Origin of the sequence: Vibrio sp. J1-1 (assembly GCF_021728395.1) — a bacterium.
Classification (GTDB): domain Bacteria; phylum Pseudomonadota; class Gammaproteobacteria; order Enterobacterales; family Vibrionaceae; genus Vibrio.
In genome coordinates this window covers 1-15,557 of sequence record NZ_JAKKCM010000004.1, presented here as the reverse complement: position 1 = coordinate 15,557, position 15,557 = coordinate 1, and the positions used below count along the sequence as shown (strand labels likewise).

Sequence of the window (15,557 nt, the reverse complement as noted above, 5' to 3'; positions counted from 1 at the left end):
AGTCTCGTTGTCACTGGTTTGAGGGCTTACTATGTCTTTTTGGGCGAGCTTAAATACATTTTCAAATATTTTAGAAAAAGTGCTTATCGTGATTTCGATGACGATACTTCTTGCGCTAAGCACCATTATCATTGTTGCTGTCTTCTCTCGATTCGGCGGCGCATCTCTCTATTGGTACGATGAAGTGTCGGCGATTCTTTTAGCTTGGCTAACCTTTTATGGCTCAGCTCTTTGCGCGCTGAAACGATCTCATATGGGGTTTGGTGGGCTCGTTGCAAGCATGCCACTTGGAATTCGGAAGGCAATTTTCTTACTAAGTGAATTTATCGTAATAACTTTCTTTATCGTAATTGCTTGGGCCAGTTATTACATTTTGCAAATATTCGGCGACGAGACACTAACCAGCTTAGATTTTATCCCCTTAGCTTTTGCACAATCTGCTTTGCCGGTTGGTGCGGTGTTATTTGTTATGGCCCAATTGTGTTCTTTCCCTAAAGCGTGGGCTTGGGTACGTCTGGGTTCAAGTCAGGAAAGCGAAGAAATCAGGGAAGCCATCAAAGATGCAAAGAAAGATATGGCTGAAGTCATGGAGGCAGTAAAATGAGTGCGCTAATCGTACTAGTTTGTTTAATTGGCTTAGTGATGATCAATGTGCCTATTGGAATAGCAATCGGTGCTGTTGCATTGGTAGGTATGGTTGCAACTTCAGGTGTTGATGCTATCTATAACGCAGCGTTAGCGATGTTTGAAGGTGGCTCTAAGTTTACCTTGCTTTCAATTCCATTGTTCGTTTTTGCCGGGGCATTGATGAATACTGGTGGTATTTCACTTCGTCTGATTAACTTCGTAAACGCGATTGTGGGTTTTGTGCGTGGTGGCCTTTCGATGGTAAACGTGGGTGTATCCATGATCTTTGCTGAGATTTCTGGTTCTGCGGTTGCTGATGTCGCAGCACTTGGTTCGATTCTGATTCCAGCAATGAAAAAACGCGGTTATTCCGGTAGTTTTTCTGCGGCGGTAACGTCTTCTTCGGCTTCACTTGCAGTCATTATTCCACCATCACTGCCAATGATCATCTATGGCGCAATGGCAGATGTATCTATTTCTCAGCTGTTCGTTGCCGGTATTATTTCTGGTTTGCTTGGAGCGGCGGGTATGTTCGCTGTGTGCTACTACTACGCCGTGAAATACAACCTTCCACGCGAAGAGTCTTTCAGTTTAAGAAAACTTTGGGTGGCATTTAAGGATGCATTCTGGGCGCTCACACTCCCTTTCGCGATTTTAGGCGGCATTCTCTCTGGCTTTATGACAGCGACCGAAGCGGCGGGCATCGCTGTATTGCTGGCGATCATCATCAGCGTGTTCATTTATAAAGAAATGAATCTCAAGATGTTCTACAAAGCGATGATGGAAGGGGTGACTGGTACTTCTGTCGTGATGTTACTGGTCGCGACTTCAGCTGTTCTAGGCTTATTCCTAACAGAGCAAGAAGTTCCACAATCGATGGCGGCAGGAATTCTCAGCATTTCAGAGAATAAGTACGTTGTTCTTATGATGCTGAACCTCATGCTTCTCGTTGTCGGTGTGTTTTTACACGGCGCGGCAGCCATCATCCTCACTGTTCCTATTGTTCTGCCACTGATTCATGAGCTTGGTATCGACCCAATCCACTTCGGTATCATGCTTGCGCTGAACATTTCGATTGGTCAGCAAACTCCACCAGTTGCAAGTGTGTTGATAACCGCGTGTTCAATAGCGAAGCGTGACATATGGCAAGTAACAAAAGTGAACATACTGTTTATTGGCGTGCTGTTTGCCGTGTTAATGCTTGCTACATACGTACCAGCACTTTCTGTTGGCTTTGTCGACTATATGTATAAATAACTTCAAGGATTTGAAAAATGACTAAACCTACTATTGCACTAGTTCTTGGCGACCCTTCAGGTATCGGTCCTGAAGTAGCCGTAAAAGTACTGGCCGATGAAGCAAACCGTCAACAGGCAAATATCCTGGTCATTGCTGACGAGTATGAATTGCGCAAAGGCATGGATATCGCTCGTGTTTCATTTGACTACGATTCCGTAGATAACTTTGAACAAGCTAATTTCCAACCAGGAAAACCGGTATTGCTGCGCTTTGCTAGCTCTCATGCTGATGAAATTGAATATGGCAAAGCGACACCACAAGGTGGAACGTATGTTCTTGAAACTTTGAAAATTGCGGTTGATCTTACGTTATCTCATAAAACACACGGTATCTGTTTCGCTCCTCTCAACAAACAAGCCATGAGCATGGCAGGACTGGCTCACCGTGACGAACTTTCATGGTTCGCTGAATTAACCGGATTCCATGGCTTTGGCTGTGAAGTAAATGTGGTTGATGATATCTGGGCTGGTCGTGTGACTTCTCACATTCCGTTTAAAAATGTGGTGGATAATTTAAGCGTTGATACGGTCCTAGAAACGATTGAACTGATGAATAATACATTGAAATCAGCTGGCTTCGAACAACCTCGTATCGCGGTTCAGGCCCTGAACCCACACGGTGGAGAGAATGGCTTGTTTGGCGATGAAGAAATTACGGTCATTAGGCCTGCGATTGAAAAAGCGAAAGAGAAAGGTATTGAGGCGTTTGGTCCATATCCTGGTGATACGACGATGTGGGTAGTTCAAAAGGAAAACATGAACTCGATTGTATCTATGTATCACGACCAAGGTGCTACAGCGTTAAAAATGATGGGCTTTGACCGCGGTGTAACAGTTCAAGGCGGAATTCCAATTCCGATTGCAACCGCAAACCATGGCAGTGCTTTTGATATTTACGGTAAGAATGTGGCTTCAACACCTGCTATGGAAAACGCACTGAAGTTAACGGTACGTATGGCTTCGAGCTACCAATTTAACAATCAGTAATTCAGTGGGGATGACAATGAGAAAACCGAAGAAACTAATTAACGACCCTATGAATGTGGCGAAAGAACAATTCGAAGGTTTGCTGTCAGCGATGAACGGCAAATTGGAAGGCTTACCAGGTATTACCGCTGCAATGCGAACAGACTTCCCAACTGACAAAGTTGCTATTGTTACTGGCGGTGGCGCTGGTCATGAACCTCTGTTTGCAGGCTACGTAGGTAAAGGGTTAGCTGATGCAGCAGTGCTAGGCGACATATTTGCAGCTCCAGCACCAAATGTGATTTTGCAAACTACAGAAGCAGTCAACAATGACAAAGGTGTTATCTATATCTACGGCAACTATGCTGGGGATAATATGAATTTTGATATTGCTGCTGAGCTTGCTGATGACGATGATATCAAAACACACACTATACGAGTCTGGGATGACATCGCCTCCGCCCCTCTCGAAAAAATTCAAGAGCGTAGAGGTACCGCTGGTGATTTATACGTTTTAAAAATTGCGGGTGCGGCTTCGCAGCTCTTTGACGACTTCGAACAAATTGTGGCAGTAACAGAACGAGCTCGCGATAACACACGCTCCATAGGTGTCGCGCTTTCGGCTGGCTCGGTACCACAAACCAATACATTCAATTTTGAGTTACCAAACGATGAGCTGGAAATCGGCATGGGTTTACACGGTGAGCCAGGTGTATCTCGTGAAAAAATGACTTCTGCGGATGAAGTCGTAGACCGTCTAATTGATCAACTTTGTGATGATTTACCATACCAATCTGGCGATGAGGTCTGCTTATTGGTAAATAACCTAGGTGCATCGACATACATGGAATTATTGATCGCTAACCGCCAGGCACACGCAAAGTTAGCTGAACGTGGAATCAAAGTTCATGACACTCTGATTGGTAATTACTGCACATCTCAAGAGATGTCTGGTTACTCTATTACTCTAATGAAGCTCGACGATGAGCTGAAAGAACTGTTTGACTTACCTTGTGAATCATTTGCGTTGAGGAAATAAAGATGGATGCATTAACTGCGAAAAACATGATGGCTTATGTTGCTCAAAAAATGGTTGAAAGTGAGCCAGTATTAACTAAGTACGATCAAGCCATTGGCGATGGCGATCATGGTATCGGGATTGAGCGTGGCTTTAAAGCGGTAAGCGAGCTATTAGAGAGTGATTACCAACCAGAAGATGTCAGTAAACTGTTATTGAAAATCGGCTCGACCATGATGGCGACCATGGGTGGAGCATCTGGCGCGATTTTTGGCACTTTGTTTCGTTCTGGAGCAAAATCTATTAAAGGCGCGACTGTACTTGATACGCCTATATTGTCCACTTTCCTTGCAGGTGGCCTGCAAGGTGTTTATGACCGAGGTGGTGCGAAACCTGGTGACAAAACGATGATCGATGCGCTAGTTGCAGCCGTTGAAAAGTCGGATCAGCTCTCTGGTCAATTGTCTGATTCATTGCCTGCTATTGCTCAAGCCGCAGCGCAAGGTGTTGAAGCGACTAAAGACATGATTGCAACCACAGGTAAAGCAAAGACTTTAGGAGAGCGTTCCCTTGGTCATCCAGATCCAGGTGCTATGTCGATGGCGTTTATCCTCCAGTACATGAATGAATATGTGATAGAGCAGGTAACCGCGTGAAAAAAATATGGGTCGGTACTAGCTGGAAGATGAATAAAAACGCGCACGCAGCAGAAGCATGGGTTTCTGCTGTCTTGCCGGCGTTGCAACAGTGTTCGGAACGCATCCAACCGTTTGTTATTCCTGCTTTCCCTTATGTGAAAGTGGTAGCGGATCAATTGACTGAGCAGCCTATTCGTATCGGTGTGCAAAATATCTGCTGGCAAGATGAAGGGGCTTATACCGGAGAAGTCTCTCCCTTGATGGCTAAAGATTGCGGCGCAAGCATCGTTGAAATTGGTCACTCTGAGCGCCGAGCTATGTTTGGTGAAACAGATGAAACGGTCAACCTCAAGGTGCAGACTGCATTACGGCATGGCTTAACACCACTCGTGTGTGTGGGCGATACCGCACAAGAAAAGCAGTGGGGCGTGTCGGCCGAATCTGTGATTCGACAGGTAAAGATCGCGCTGTATAACGTGCCAAGTGACTTGTTAACCAGCGTCCTGGTCGCGTACGAGCCAGTATGGGCGATTGGTGAGAATGGCACGCCAGCAACGAATGACGAAGCTCAACTGATTCACAAAGCGATACGTACTGCTCTCAGAGAACAGTATGGGGCAGAAATCGCTAACGACATGACTATTTTATATGGCGGTAGCGTGAATTTGTCCAATGCCGGAGGCTTGATTGAACAAATAGATATTGATGGGGTATTTGTTGGACGAACCGCATGGGAAGCCGAGGGCTACTCGGAGCTTCTGAGTATTGCTCAGCGTTGTTGTAATTAGGATGTTATATGGAGCAAATTAAGTTGATGAGCTGGATTTTGCTTGGTCTTGGGTGTGCCAAGCTTTTTTCAGCGATTTCTCAAACTAGGGTTGATTCGGTCAGGCGTTTCGCTTTTGGTTACCTTGCTCCGTGTTTATTTTTTTCATCGGTATATCGGTCGGATCTTGAAAACCTGCCTTCTTTCTCAGTGTTCGCGACTTACATCTTGTGCTTCACTGGCCTGTTCTTAGGGGTAAGAGCCTGGTTGGTGAGCCAGAGGAGCGATTCTCTCGCCTCGTCCAATATTAAGGCGATCTCTGCTTTGTACCCTAATGCTGTTGGGGTAGGAGGGCCATTGGTACTTGCATTGTACGGGGCTAAAGCGACATTGGTGTTAATGGGCATCATAGTGACGAATTTGTTGCTTGTACTACCATTGGTCAACATCTTAATGATTCGCTCTGGAGAGCAGGGTTTTTACAGCTACCGTAAGGTCGCAACGGATCCGATCTTGTTGGGCATTGTCTCTGGGCTGTTGCTCAATGTGTGGGGCGTTGGATTACCAGTAATGTTTATTGATGGGTTGTCCGTGATTGGTGCAGCCGCTATACCGATTATTTTGTTCATATTGGGGGCGAGCCTGAGCTTTTATTCGTTCGGTTCGCTGGTACAAGAAAAATTAGGACTATTACTAATAATTAAGATTTTACTATTCCCGTTGCTCGTCTTGATATGCGCACAGTATGTGTTCAGCCTTTCAGTTATTGAAACTCAAGTGTTGGTGTTGCTTGCCAGTTTGCCAACAGGGTTGAATGTCTATCTGTTATCTGAGCGATATCAAGTAGCGAAAGAAGCAACCGCGGGTGTGATCTTATTTACCACTGGTTTCTCACTAATCACATTGTTTGGCTGGGAACTGTTGTTACAGCAGTGGGTGGCATAAAGGATGGATACTATGGATGTACTAGAGCGATTAGCCATCAATACAGCAATATTTGATGGGCATGATCTAAAAACATCATTAAAAACGATTAAAAATGTTGGGGTGAACCAAGTAGAGTTTGCATTTAATCAGGGTTACGTTGGCAGCTTAGACAAGGATATGTTTTCTGAAACTCACGCTCAATACCTCCTGTCTTTGTTGGAAAAAGAGCTGCTCACTACCCAAGCGCTAGGTTGTACTATGAACTTAGCCGCACCTAACGCTATAAAAGACTTCAAGCAGCGGATCGACTTTGCTCATGCGCTTGGTGTGACTTATCTGAATACTTGCACAGGTCCAATTGCAGACCGCTATATCATTGTGGAAAACCTTCAAGTGTTAGCTGAATACGCGAAGGAAAAAAATTGCGTAATTTGTATCGAAAATGGCGGAGATCATAACTTCAATGCGTTTGCCAGCGTTCATGATGGAATACGGATACTGTCTGAAGTTGACAATTCAGCCTTAGCGCTTAACTTTGATCCAGGTAATTCTGTCTCTTTGGTGCCGAATTTAAGCCCTAGCGAAGAAGCGCAAATGGCACTGCCGTTTTGTCGTCACTTCCACGTGAAAGACGTTCAAGTTCATGATAACAAATTTACTTTCCCAGCACTTGGAGAAGGAGTGATCAGCTACCAGCCAATTCTGGAGTCGTTATCGTCACGCCAAATTCCTTTCAGCATAGAAAAACCTTTACGAATGTATCGTCGCAAAGACTCTTTTCCGATCCGCGGGCGCTCTCCTGAGAGTATGGAAAACATTGTGGCAGTATTGAACAAAAGTATTGATTACATCAAAACAATAACTAACTAAGTGAGCTGTAGTATGCCAATTAGTACAATCGAAGAAATTATTGAAGATTATCGTCAAGGAAAAATGGTCATCCTGATGGATGATGAAGATCGTGAGAACGAAGGCGATATTATGATGGCGGCGCAGCACGTAACCGCTCAAGATATTAACTTTATGGCCACCCATGGTCGTGGTTTGATTTGTTTAACGCTCACTAAGCAGCGCTGTGAGTCACTTAATTTATTCCCGATGGTATCAAACCCAACTGAACCTTGGGCAACTGCCTTTACCGTTTCTATTGAAGCGGCTCAGGGAGTGACAACGGGGATCTCTGCTGAAGATCGAGCGGTAACCGTACAAGCCGCAGTTGCATCAAATGCTAAGCCAGTAGACCTAGTACAGCCCGGACATATATTCCCGCTTGCAGCGAAAGAAGGTGGAGTGTTAGTACGTGCGGGACATACTGAAGCAGGCTGTGACTTGGCGAAATTAGCAGGTGTTGAACCCGCTTCGGTAATCGTTGAAATTTTAAATGAAGACGGCACGATGGCACGACGTCCGGAGCTTGAAATCTTTGCTGATAAACATGGCATAAAATTAGGGACTATTGCCGACTTGATTGAATATCGTAACTCGACAGAAACCACCATTGAACGTATCGCTCAATGCCAACTACCGACTAAATACGGTGAGTTCTCTATGACTACTTACCGAGATACGGTCGACAACCAAGTGCATTACGCATTGAGTAAAGGTGAGGTGAACAGTGAACCAGCTAACGTCAGAGTACACGTGCAGGATACGTTTAACGATGTTCTTTTCTCGTCTCGCGAAAGAAAGCAAAGTTGGCCATTAAACAAGTCCATGGAGAAAATTGGCGCTGAAGGTGGAGTGCTGGTCATCTTAGGTCATCAGGACTCCCCAGAATCGACTATTGCACGTGTAAAGCACTATCAAGATCAAGATAATGGTATTGATGTTAAGCTGAATAAGAAAGAGCATACTACTCGACAAGTCGGGGTCGGGTCTCAGATTCTGGCTGATTTGGGGGTAATCAAGATGAATCTGTTGTCTTCATCGGCCAAAAAATATCATGCTTTATCTGGTTTTGGTCTTGAAGTAGTGGGCTATGTCGAACCTTAAAGTGGAGTCGTAGTGAACATAGGCAGTGGTAGAATTCTTACTGATTTTGTAATTATCTACTTATAAATAACTTAAGTGCACAAAATGGCCGCTTTGCTTAGGCGGCCATTAATCATTCCTGTTTTCAGCTGCAAAGTGACGCTATCTCTATTGGCAAGCAACCAATGCTATTTCCTCAAATATAATTGCTGTCTTAAGGTCTGTACATTCTATTTGTTTACTGAGTTTGCCATACATTTGGTCATCCATTGTTTGCTAATGTAGTACTCACTACATCTTGCTTTGATCTACATCCGAGCTGGCTAGACCCGCACTGATTTATCAAAGGATGTGATTACCAAGGGAGCCTGACGGGATAAATCCCAAGCGACTTTGTCGTTCATCTTTAAGTCTAGCCTAAAGGCTAGACTTCTTTATTTAATGCCGTTGAGCGCTGTATTCTCAGCTCTCTGGTATTCAGTGCCTCGCGCTTCCAGATATTTCGTATCGTGCAACTGCTGACGGTGATGTTGTACTCCTTCTTTAGCATGGTTCTCAACTGTACTGAGGTTTGATACGGATTGTTTAAGGTCAGCTCGATAATTTTGTGTTCGGTTTCCTCAGGTATGCTGTTTTTGCTGCGGTGCAGCGGTTTGTTAATGCGCTTAAGGCCAAGTATGCCTTCCTCGGCTAAGACCTTTTGATAGTTATAGATACTTCGGCGTGAGCAACCGCTGATCCGAGCGGCTTCCGTCGCATTACCCAAGCGGTCGGCAAGCTCGATGACATCCAACTTGCGCTGGACTTCCATCCCATACTCACTCGCTCTTGGAGGCTCTTCTAACTCGGTAATATGCAGTTTGCGGTGACCAAAATAGGCTGAGAATGCACCATCGAACTGGCAGCGTATTTCCAGTTTCTGATTGACGATGGAGTGCCGTATGGGCGAGTCGATGAGATACATTTTATTGTTATAACTGAAGGTATGATCTCGGCGAACCTTGCGATATTCCTTGTGAACACAGACCGTATCAAGGTTGATGTGTTCAGGTACAACCTTGAACGCCGACCTCGGGTTCTTCGCCTGCACCGCGATTTTCTGTTGCCAGTACAGTGGAATGAATTGGTTTTGAAGATACTCGTTGGCGCTTTGAATATCGGTAATATGATGCAGCCGAAGCTCTGGAACCAGCCTGTCTTGGAACGTATCGAATGCCCGTTCGACCCGTCCTTTGCCTTGGGGCGAATTCGCAAAGATGATTTCGATCCCTAGCTCTTCACAAGCGCGTTGCATCTGAGAGAAGTTACTGCGTTTTGGACCACCGAATATACCCGCTCTATCGACGTAGAGCGTCTTAAACAGACCTCGCTTTTCGATATACGCCTTCATGACTTTCATACAACCTTCCGTGGTTTCGGAAGGGAAGAACTCGGCATGGATATCACTGGTCGCATCGTCGATGATGGCAATCAAGCATGAGCGATGCTCACCAAACCATTGATGCGGACTGCCGTCCATTTGCAGCATCAGTCCAGGCTGCTCCATCCGCTCTCTGTGTTTTCTTACACGGCTACGACGACGCTTTGCTCGCTTCACATGGTGGATAGCGTGCGCCCACTTTCGCAAGGTTTCACGCTTGATGGTCAAGCCTTCATTGACCGTGAGCAATTCGGCCAGATGCTGCAAATTGAAATCGAAGTACTTAGTTTGGATCAGTTGCTGAACCTGTCTTTTTAGTGAATCAGGGGTTTTATTGACAGGCTCACGACCTGTATTGCCATGGACAACAAAGCGTATGCCTTCACGGCGATAGCGGTGGAGATAACGCTCTATGGTACGACGGGATTTATTGAGGAGTTTGGAAGCACTGTTAATGCTGATCTTACCTTGAGTGACTTTAGCGATCACATCAACAGTAAGCTGGGAGCGAGAGTCCATGATGATCATCCTTACTAACCCCTGAATGGTGATTTGACCTATTCAAAGGGTTAGGTATAGAAACGGATCCGTCATTTTCCCTTGGTAATTAGTCAACCGACAAAATCGGTTGGTAGTTAAGGTACGACAGAATCGCTTGGTGATCACACTGATTTATCAAAGGATGTAACACGAAAATGCCCCATTCGGTGTTAACGTAATTACTCAATGGCGAATCGTGCCACTGAAATCACCGTACTTTTGCTAATGGCCACCCACAAAAAGGTGCGACAGAAAATCGGAGGCCACTTCTATCCAAGTCATAATGATCAATAGGCATTATTGTGTCCATGGGGGCGTGTATGTGTGAAGGTTACTGTGCGTACTCCCTACCTGTTGTAAGGTTTCCTTCAGTCCCCCCCCCCTTTTTTGGGGTGGCAACCTCAATTTGTTCTAGAAAAAATGACCAAGCTTTGGTGCAGATTTTTCGAGGCATTTATTACGATCGATGACTTGCTGTTTAAGTATACAGCTGACTTTTTGATTATTCAAAATTGAGGAAATAAACAACAATTTTGTACAATACTGACGTTAGTGAGGGTTTTATTGTGTAGGGCATTACGTAAAAGGACTACATAATGATACCAAACAACGACAATTTTTGGCTTAGGCAAACCCCACATATAACCTCCATAGCAACACTGGGACCAGAAGGCTCAAGCAGCCAATGTGCCGCAAGATATCTATCCAGTATTATTGGAGAGCAATTAGAAATATTATTATTCAGTACCTTTGAACAAGCGTCAGAGCATGTAGAGTCCAATGATACATGTTTACTCCTCGTTGCAAATGCATATCAAAGGGTCGATAACTTCTACATGAATAATCAAACGCTCCTTTTAGGTTCATTTTTTTTGCTCCTCCTACCTATTACTTGGCATGTAAAGATATCTCTGAACTGACATTTAAAATATCGAGTAAGAAGACAATATCTATAGCGTCTCACCATGCACCACTATCTAGATTAGAAGACCTCATACAATCATCTGAAGAAAGAGTTTCTGGTATACGTAAATCTCAAATTGATGTGCAGCTTATTGACTCCACAAGCGTTGGTGCCCCAAAAGCCGCCTCAGGGAGAGTAGATTGCTGTCTCGCAAATATCGATGCAATAAACCTTCACAATCTCAACGTCATTTCTCAGCCCCTACATATTGAAATGACATGGGCTGCATTTTCTAAAAACACAATCACTCAAAAGGAATTTGATAATGGAAAGCAACAAGTGCGTCCTAGTTATTGATAAGGAACTCCCATTAGGAGTTATAGCAAACACTGCTGCGGTACTCACCCTTAGCTTAGGTAAGGTTCACCCTGAACTGGTTGGTGAGAGTATTATAAACCGAGACGGTGGAGAGCATCTTGGTATAACTCGAATTCCGATTCCCATTCTGGCCAGCAGTAGTGACGAGATCAAAATTATTCGAGACAAGCTCCAACCTGTAACAACGCTCGTAGATTTTTCGAATGTGGCTAAAGGGACAAAAAATTATGAGGAGTATTCAAGTGCTATTGCTGGGACTGAAGCGAAAGATATTGAGTACCTTGGTATAGCCGTCTATGGAGATAAGAAAGTGATTGCGAAATACACCGGAAATATGAGGTTAATGCGATGAATAAATTAATAGAAATGGTACTCGTGTCCGGTTCTCCATATCAACGCGGTTCAGATTTAAGCCCTGATGAACAACCCGTGTCCTTGGTTACATTGAGTGATTTTTTTATTGATGTCCATCCTGTCACAAATGAAGAATTTGCGGTATTTGTCAATCAAAAAGGCTACGAAAGAGCAGAGTATTGGTCAGAAGAAGGATTTAAATTCATTCAAGAAAATGAAATAACAGAGCCGTTGTACTGGCGCAATCCAAAGTGGAATGGCGCGAAACAGCCAGTGACAGGGATAAGCTGGTATGAATCAGAGGCGTACGCAAATTTCGTTGGGAAAGAGCTCCCAACAGAAGCCCAGTGGGAGTTTGCAGCCAAAGGTAACGATAATAGGCTATATCCGTGGGGCGATTCCCAGCCATCTCCTTCAATAGCTAATTATGCTCCAGACTGTGAACCAATAGAGTTTGATAGATGTTCTACTGAGTGGGATGCCCACCCTCAAAGTCGTTCTCCATTTGGGTGTATGGACATGGGGGGTAATTTAGCTGAGTGGTGTCAAGATAACTACCAGCCTGACTATTCATGGGACAAGACTCATTCAGATCCTGTCTATATCAGTGAGAGACAGGCAGATCACATTGTTCGTGGCGGCTCAGGTCTTCATGATGAGGACTACATGCGTTGTACATGTAGAGATAATTACCCACCAACAGTACGAGACAACATTGTCGGATTGCGCTGCGTTAAAAATTTATAAGGTGATATTCGAAACATGCAAACGCCACATATTGAAAAGAAACCTTCTTCTCTTCGTTACTATCAAGAAGGACCGCCAGAATCACTTGACGCTATAGATATGTCTACTTGGACCCTGAAGGTATTTTTGCCTTACGAGTCGTCACCAATTCAAATTACATTTGAAGAGCTCAAAAAGATAGCCACTATTACGGAAAATAGAAGAGTTGTTTGTGTATGCAATTGGAGTATAAGAAGAAACTGGACGGGTATCTTACTGGAAGATCTATTCGATTATTTGGGAATCAATCCATCAAGGTATCGTTGCTACAATCTAAAACAACTCAGTTTAGGTACAGCAAAAGGAGTTTATGACTCAACCATCGAACTTAGCAACGCTTTTGAAAACCGAGCAATGATCATTTGGGCTATTGATGGTGCGGCTTTGTCGTTGGAAGAGAGGTATCCAATCAGGTTGGTTGATTTCTCATTGTATCGCTATAAGGGAGTTAAGTGTCTATCTGAGTTACATATAACCGACGAGTTAGAACAGGGGTACTGGGAAGGAAAAGCGGGCTATTGTAAGACAGGCAAGATCAAGCCAAAAAGATACCGAATCGTTGATTTACAAGAGCATCGGTTCATCGATGGTACTGGTGAAGTAACTGAATTTTAAGGAACGATAATGATTTCACTAACAATAGCGATGGCAGCTTTTGCCTTGGTCACTTCGATCTCACCGGGCCCAGTAAACATTTTAGCCACTGTAACAGGCGCTAATCACGGATATACCCGTACCGTGCCTCATATCACTGGTGCTACTTTCGGGTTCGTGTCAATTTTGTTTTTGTTGGGATTCGGGTTATCGCAATTCATGACTAATACACCCTATTTAGCAAAGGGGATGACGTATGTAGGAGGAGGTTTTCTATTATATCTCGCCTATAAAGTTGCTACCCAAGAACCGACTACCAAAAGTGAAGACTCAGAAAAAAGCAGTGCTGCGCCATCATTCTTGCAGGGGATGATGTGTCAGTGGTTGAACCCTAAAGCGTGGATTGTTTCTCTTGCTGGTATTTCAGTTTTTTATACGGGACAAAACGTAGGACAGGAGATATTACTTTTATTCTGTGGGATATTCTTTGTCGTTTGCTACATTTCGATTTCAGCATGGGCACTACTTGGGGTTACCATTAGTTCTATTATAGGCACCCCTAAGCAGTTTAGGACGTTTAATATTTCTATGGGACTACTACTAGCGTTAACAGTTATATATACTTTCTTTATATCTAGTTGAAACAGTATTAATTGATATGGCAAAACAGCAATTTTACCGATCCAATGTAATTCCAATAGAACTGCGTTGTTCCACTAATTCAAACGCATGTTACGGCAAACATACTCGCGAAGAGTTTTCTGTTGGATCGGTAGATTCAGGCCAAAGTGATTATTTTAACAACAATATAGACAGAAAAATTGAAATGGGTTCTCTTGTCATAGTGAACCCATTGGAAGTACACTCATGTAACCCCATTCCGGATACGAATTGGAGCTATAAAATGTTGTATGTGTGCCCGGAGTGGTTGGGTAACATACAATCCATGATAGTAGATAATCCGTCAAAAAATTTTATACCATTCTCGAGTATCTATACTAATTCTCCAGAGCTCTACGGTCAGTTTCAATCATTGGCAGACTCAATCATAAACAATGTCGATCATATGAAAGTGGAGCAAGAAAGCATCGCATTTTTCTCCAATTTATTTCGTAACACTAACGCCCTACATATCGACGAGTTGAGCCTAACAAAAGCAAATATCGCTAAGGCTCATCGCTTTATTCGAGACAACTTCAAAAACAATATCTCAATTAAAGAGATTGCTCAACATTCTGGATTAAGTGAATATCACCTAATCCACTCTTTTCGAAAGTCTTATGGGATAACCCCTCATGCCATGCAAATTGCCATGCGGATAAATGAAGCGAAAGTATTGCTAAAAAAAGGACATAATATTGTATCTGTTGCCACTGAATTAGGGTTCAATGATCAAAGTCACTTTCATCGCAATTTCAAAAAGCTAGTAGCTGCTACTCCAGCTCAATACAAAGATTGATCCACATTAGCTCTTGTAGTGAGTATTAATTACTCCTTTGTGTATGAGAAAGAATTTCTTCATCAGAAATCAATTAGCATAGAATGAGCTTCTGTAATGATTTCTGTGATTTTTTAGAGTGGAGTAAAGAACATGAAGAAGACGCACTGCCATCCCGTATGACACCCTCTGGAAGTAACGTAAAGCTGTCTACTTCTATTTTCCCAAACTAATCTCACCTGAATTAGGTGACACTGAGCGTAACTCTAGCTCATTTTTGTCCAAAAGCTTGTTAAGTACCAAAGAAAGTAAATATGACCAAATGTGTCAGCATGACTTAACGTCAAAATTTGTCATAAATAAATAGAACATTAACACGCATTATTGTTGGATATTTGCTGAAATATAGATGAAGCAACCGGAAAACTACCACTAAATTTAGAGGTGACTTATGAATGGATTATACGGTTTTGGATTTGGTCATATCTTTATGATGATCATTTGGCTGGTAATTATAGGTGGTATTGCTTGGCTTCTGTTCTCAGCGAAAAATAGCTCTAACACTGTAGAAACTCCGTTGGATATTGCCAAAAAGCGTTATGCCAAAGGAGAAATTACAAAGGAAGAGTTAGAAGAGATTAAGCGACAGCTTTGAGTCTTGGTATACCGATACACCATCACTGGTTGTCGTAAGCTTGACTCATGCAAGCATAGAACGCCGTTGAAGCATTCGTATCCTCTAAATTGTTGTTGTCCAGAGGCGCTTTCAGCTCGTGCTTGGCTAACAAATTTCTGCCCCTTTCTGTATATGGAATCCACGTATTTACAAAGTGATTTAGCAATTCAAAGTTAAGATGCGTACGTATATTCGGTTTCTATTGAAGGAGCTACCTTCTAACCTTTGATGTTTGCGCACCTACCGTCCTCATCGA

16 protein-coding genes are annotated in these 15,557 nt (G+C 43.5%); 15 read left to right on the top strand and 1 reads right to left on the bottom strand.

Annotated elements, in window-relative coordinates:
* Nucleotides 1-31 precede the first annotated feature (31 nt).
* The 9 genes from L3V31_RS07230 to ribB are packed head-to-tail and all read left to right on the top strand — an operon-like array spanning nt 32 to nt 8,232.
* Nucleotides 32-604 (top strand): TRAP transporter small permease, encoded by a 573-nt coding sequence (locus L3V31_RS07230; protein WP_237315422.1) that lies wholly within the window; start codon nt 32-34, stop codon nt 602-604.
* Nucleotides 601-1,884: a TRAP transporter large permease gene (locus tag L3V31_RS07225; RefSeq protein WP_237315421.1), complete on the top strand. Its 1,284-nt coding sequence runs from the start codon at nt 601-603 to the stop codon at nt 1,882-1,884. The genes L3V31_RS07230 and L3V31_RS07225 overlap by 4 nt, the downstream gene beginning before the upstream one ends.
* A gap of 17 nt (nt 1,885-1,901) precedes the next feature.
* Nucleotides 1,902-2,912 carry a 4-hydroxythreonine-4-phosphate dehydrogenase PdxA gene (locus tag L3V31_RS07220; protein ID WP_237315420.1) on the top strand — a complete coding sequence of 337 codons (1,011 nt, stop codon included), beginning with the start codon at nt 1,902-1,904 and terminating at the stop codon, nt 2,910-2,912.
* 16 nt (nt 2,913-2,928) lie between these two features.
* Nucleotides 2,929-3,930 (top strand): dihydroxyacetone kinase subunit DhaK, encoded by a 1,002-nt coding sequence (locus tag L3V31_RS07215; protein WP_237315419.1) that lies wholly within the window; start codon nt 2,929-2,931, stop codon nt 3,928-3,930.
* A 2-nt stretch (nt 3,931-3,932) separates the two neighbouring features.
* Nucleotides 3,933-4,565 carry a dihydroxyacetone kinase subunit DhaL gene (dhaL, locus tag L3V31_RS07210; protein ID WP_237315418.1) on the top strand — a complete coding sequence of 211 codons (633 nt, stop codon included), beginning with the start codon at nt 3,933-3,935 and terminating at the stop codon, nt 4,563-4,565.
* Nucleotides 4,562-5,335, top strand: a complete 774-nt coding sequence (locus L3V31_RS07205; RefSeq protein ID WP_237315417.1) for a triose-phosphate isomerase — start codon at nt 4,562-4,564, stop codon at nt 5,333-5,335. The genes dhaL and L3V31_RS07205 overlap by 4 nt, the downstream gene beginning before the upstream one ends.
* A gap of 8 nt (nt 5,336-5,343) precedes the next feature.
* Nucleotides 5,344-6,258, top strand: coding sequence for an AEC family transporter (locus L3V31_RS07200; RefSeq protein ID WP_237315416.1), 915 nt, complete (start codon nt 5,344-5,346; stop codon nt 6,256-6,258).
* Between the two features lie 12 nt (nt 6,259-6,270).
* Nucleotides 6,271-7,110: a sugar phosphate isomerase/epimerase family protein gene (locus L3V31_RS07195; protein ID WP_237315415.1), complete on the top strand. Its 840-nt coding sequence runs from the start codon at nt 6,271-6,273 to the stop codon at nt 7,108-7,110.
* Nucleotides 7,111-7,122: 12 nt separating this feature from the next.
* Nucleotides 7,123-8,232, top strand: a complete 1,110-nt coding sequence (gene ribB / locus L3V31_RS07190; RefSeq protein ID WP_237315414.1) for a 3,4-dihydroxy-2-butanone-4-phosphate synthase — start codon at nt 7,123-7,125, stop codon at nt 8,230-8,232.
* 403 nt (nt 8,233-8,635) lie between these two features.
* On the opposite strand, the gene L3V31_RS07185 is transcribed toward ribB, so the two are convergent.
* Nucleotides 8,636-10,159 carry an ISNCY family transposase gene (locus L3V31_RS07185; protein WP_237315413.1) on the bottom strand — a complete coding sequence of 508 codons (1,524 nt, stop codon included), beginning with the start codon at nt 10,157-10,159 and terminating at the stop codon, nt 8,636-8,638.
* Between the two features lie 1,241 nt (nt 10,160-11,400).
* Here L3V31_RS07185 and L3V31_RS07180 point away from each other — a divergent pair.
* The 6 genes from L3V31_RS07180 (at nt 11,401) to L3V31_RS07155 (ending at nt 15,280) form a co-directional block, all read left to right on the top strand.
* Nucleotides 11,401-11,805 (top strand): DUF2000 domain-containing protein, encoded by a 405-nt coding sequence (locus L3V31_RS07180; RefSeq protein WP_065298972.1) that lies wholly within the window; start codon nt 11,401-11,403, stop codon nt 11,803-11,805.
* Nucleotides 11,802-12,554 (top strand): formylglycine-generating enzyme family protein, encoded by a 753-nt coding sequence (locus L3V31_RS07175; protein WP_237315412.1) that lies wholly within the window; start codon nt 11,802-11,804, stop codon nt 12,552-12,554. Before L3V31_RS07180 ends, L3V31_RS07175 begins: the two co-directional genes overlap by 4 nt.
* 15 nt (nt 12,555-12,569) lie before the next feature.
* Nucleotides 12,570-13,208: a molybdopterin-dependent oxidoreductase gene (locus L3V31_RS07170; RefSeq protein ID WP_237315411.1), complete on the top strand. Its 639-nt coding sequence runs from the start codon at nt 12,570-12,572 to the stop codon at nt 13,206-13,208.
* A 9-nt stretch (nt 13,209-13,217) separates the two neighbouring features.
* The gene (locus tag L3V31_RS07165; RefSeq protein WP_237315410.1) at nt 13,218-13,829 is read left to right on the top strand and encodes a LysE family translocator; all 612 of its coding nucleotides are present in this window, start codon (nt 13,218-13,220) and stop codon (nt 13,827-13,829) included.
* A gap of 16 nt (nt 13,830-13,845) precedes the next feature.
* Nucleotides 13,846-14,646: an AraC family transcriptional regulator gene (locus L3V31_RS07160; RefSeq protein WP_237315409.1), complete on the top strand. Its 801-nt coding sequence runs from the start codon at nt 13,846-13,848 to the stop codon at nt 14,644-14,646.
* Nucleotides 14,647-15,076: 430 nt separating this feature from the next.
* Nucleotides 15,077-15,280: an SHOCT domain-containing protein gene (locus tag L3V31_RS07155; RefSeq protein ID WP_237315408.1), complete on the top strand. Its 204-nt coding sequence runs from the start codon at nt 15,077-15,079 to the stop codon at nt 15,278-15,280.
* Nucleotides 15,281-15,557: the final 277 nt, after the last annotated feature.

What these genes read in the sequence shown, in the direction of transcription:
- L3V31_RS07180 (WP_065298972.1), top strand. Translation starts at nt 11,401, where the DNA reads ATGGAAAGCAACAAGTGCGTCCTAGTTATTGATAAGGAACTCCCATTA.
- ribB (WP_237315414.1), top strand. Translation starts at nt 7,123, where the DNA reads ATGCCAATTAGTACAATCGAAGAAATTATTGAAGATTATCGTCAAGGA.
- L3V31_RS07200 (WP_237315416.1), top strand. Translation starts at nt 5,344, where the DNA reads ATGGAGCAAATTAAGTTGATGAGCTGGATTTTGCTTGGTCTTGGGTGT.
- L3V31_RS07165 (WP_237315410.1), top strand. Translation starts at nt 13,218, where the DNA reads ATGATTTCACTAACAATAGCGATGGCAGCTTTTGCCTTGGTCACTTCG.
- L3V31_RS07185 (WP_237315413.1), bottom strand. Translation starts at nt 10,159, where the DNA reads ATGATCATCATGGACTCTCGCTCCCAGCTTACTGTTGATGTGATCGCT.
- L3V31_RS07170 (WP_237315411.1), top strand. Translation starts at nt 12,570, where the DNA reads ATGCAAACGCCACATATTGAAAAGAAACCTTCTTCTCTTCGTTACTAT.
- L3V31_RS07155 (WP_237315408.1), top strand. Translation starts at nt 15,077, where the DNA reads ATGAATGGATTATACGGTTTTGGATTTGGTCATATCTTTATGATGATC.
- L3V31_RS07215 (WP_237315419.1), top strand. Translation starts at nt 2,929, where the DNA reads ATGAGAAAACCGAAGAAACTAATTAACGACCCTATGAATGTGGCGAAA.
- L3V31_RS07175 (WP_237315412.1), top strand. Translation starts at nt 11,802, where the DNA reads ATGAATAAATTAATAGAAATGGTACTCGTGTCCGGTTCTCCATATCAA.
- dhaL (WP_237315418.1), top strand. Translation starts at nt 3,933, where the DNA reads ATGGATGCATTAACTGCGAAAAACATGATGGCTTATGTTGCTCAAAAA.
- L3V31_RS07220 (WP_237315420.1), top strand. Translation starts at nt 1,902, where the DNA reads ATGACTAAACCTACTATTGCACTAGTTCTTGGCGACCCTTCAGGTATC.
- L3V31_RS07230 (WP_237315422.1), top strand. Translation starts at nt 32, where the DNA reads ATGTCTTTTTGGGCGAGCTTAAATACATTTTCAAATATTTTAGAAAAA.
- L3V31_RS07225 (WP_237315421.1), top strand. Translation starts at nt 601, where the DNA reads ATGAGTGCGCTAATCGTACTAGTTTGTTTAATTGGCTTAGTGATGATC.
- L3V31_RS07160 (WP_237315409.1), top strand. Translation starts at nt 13,846, where the DNA reads ATGGCAAAACAGCAATTTTACCGATCCAATGTAATTCCAATAGAACTG.
- L3V31_RS07195 (WP_237315415.1), top strand. Translation starts at nt 6,271, where the DNA reads ATGGATGTACTAGAGCGATTAGCCATCAATACAGCAATATTTGATGGG.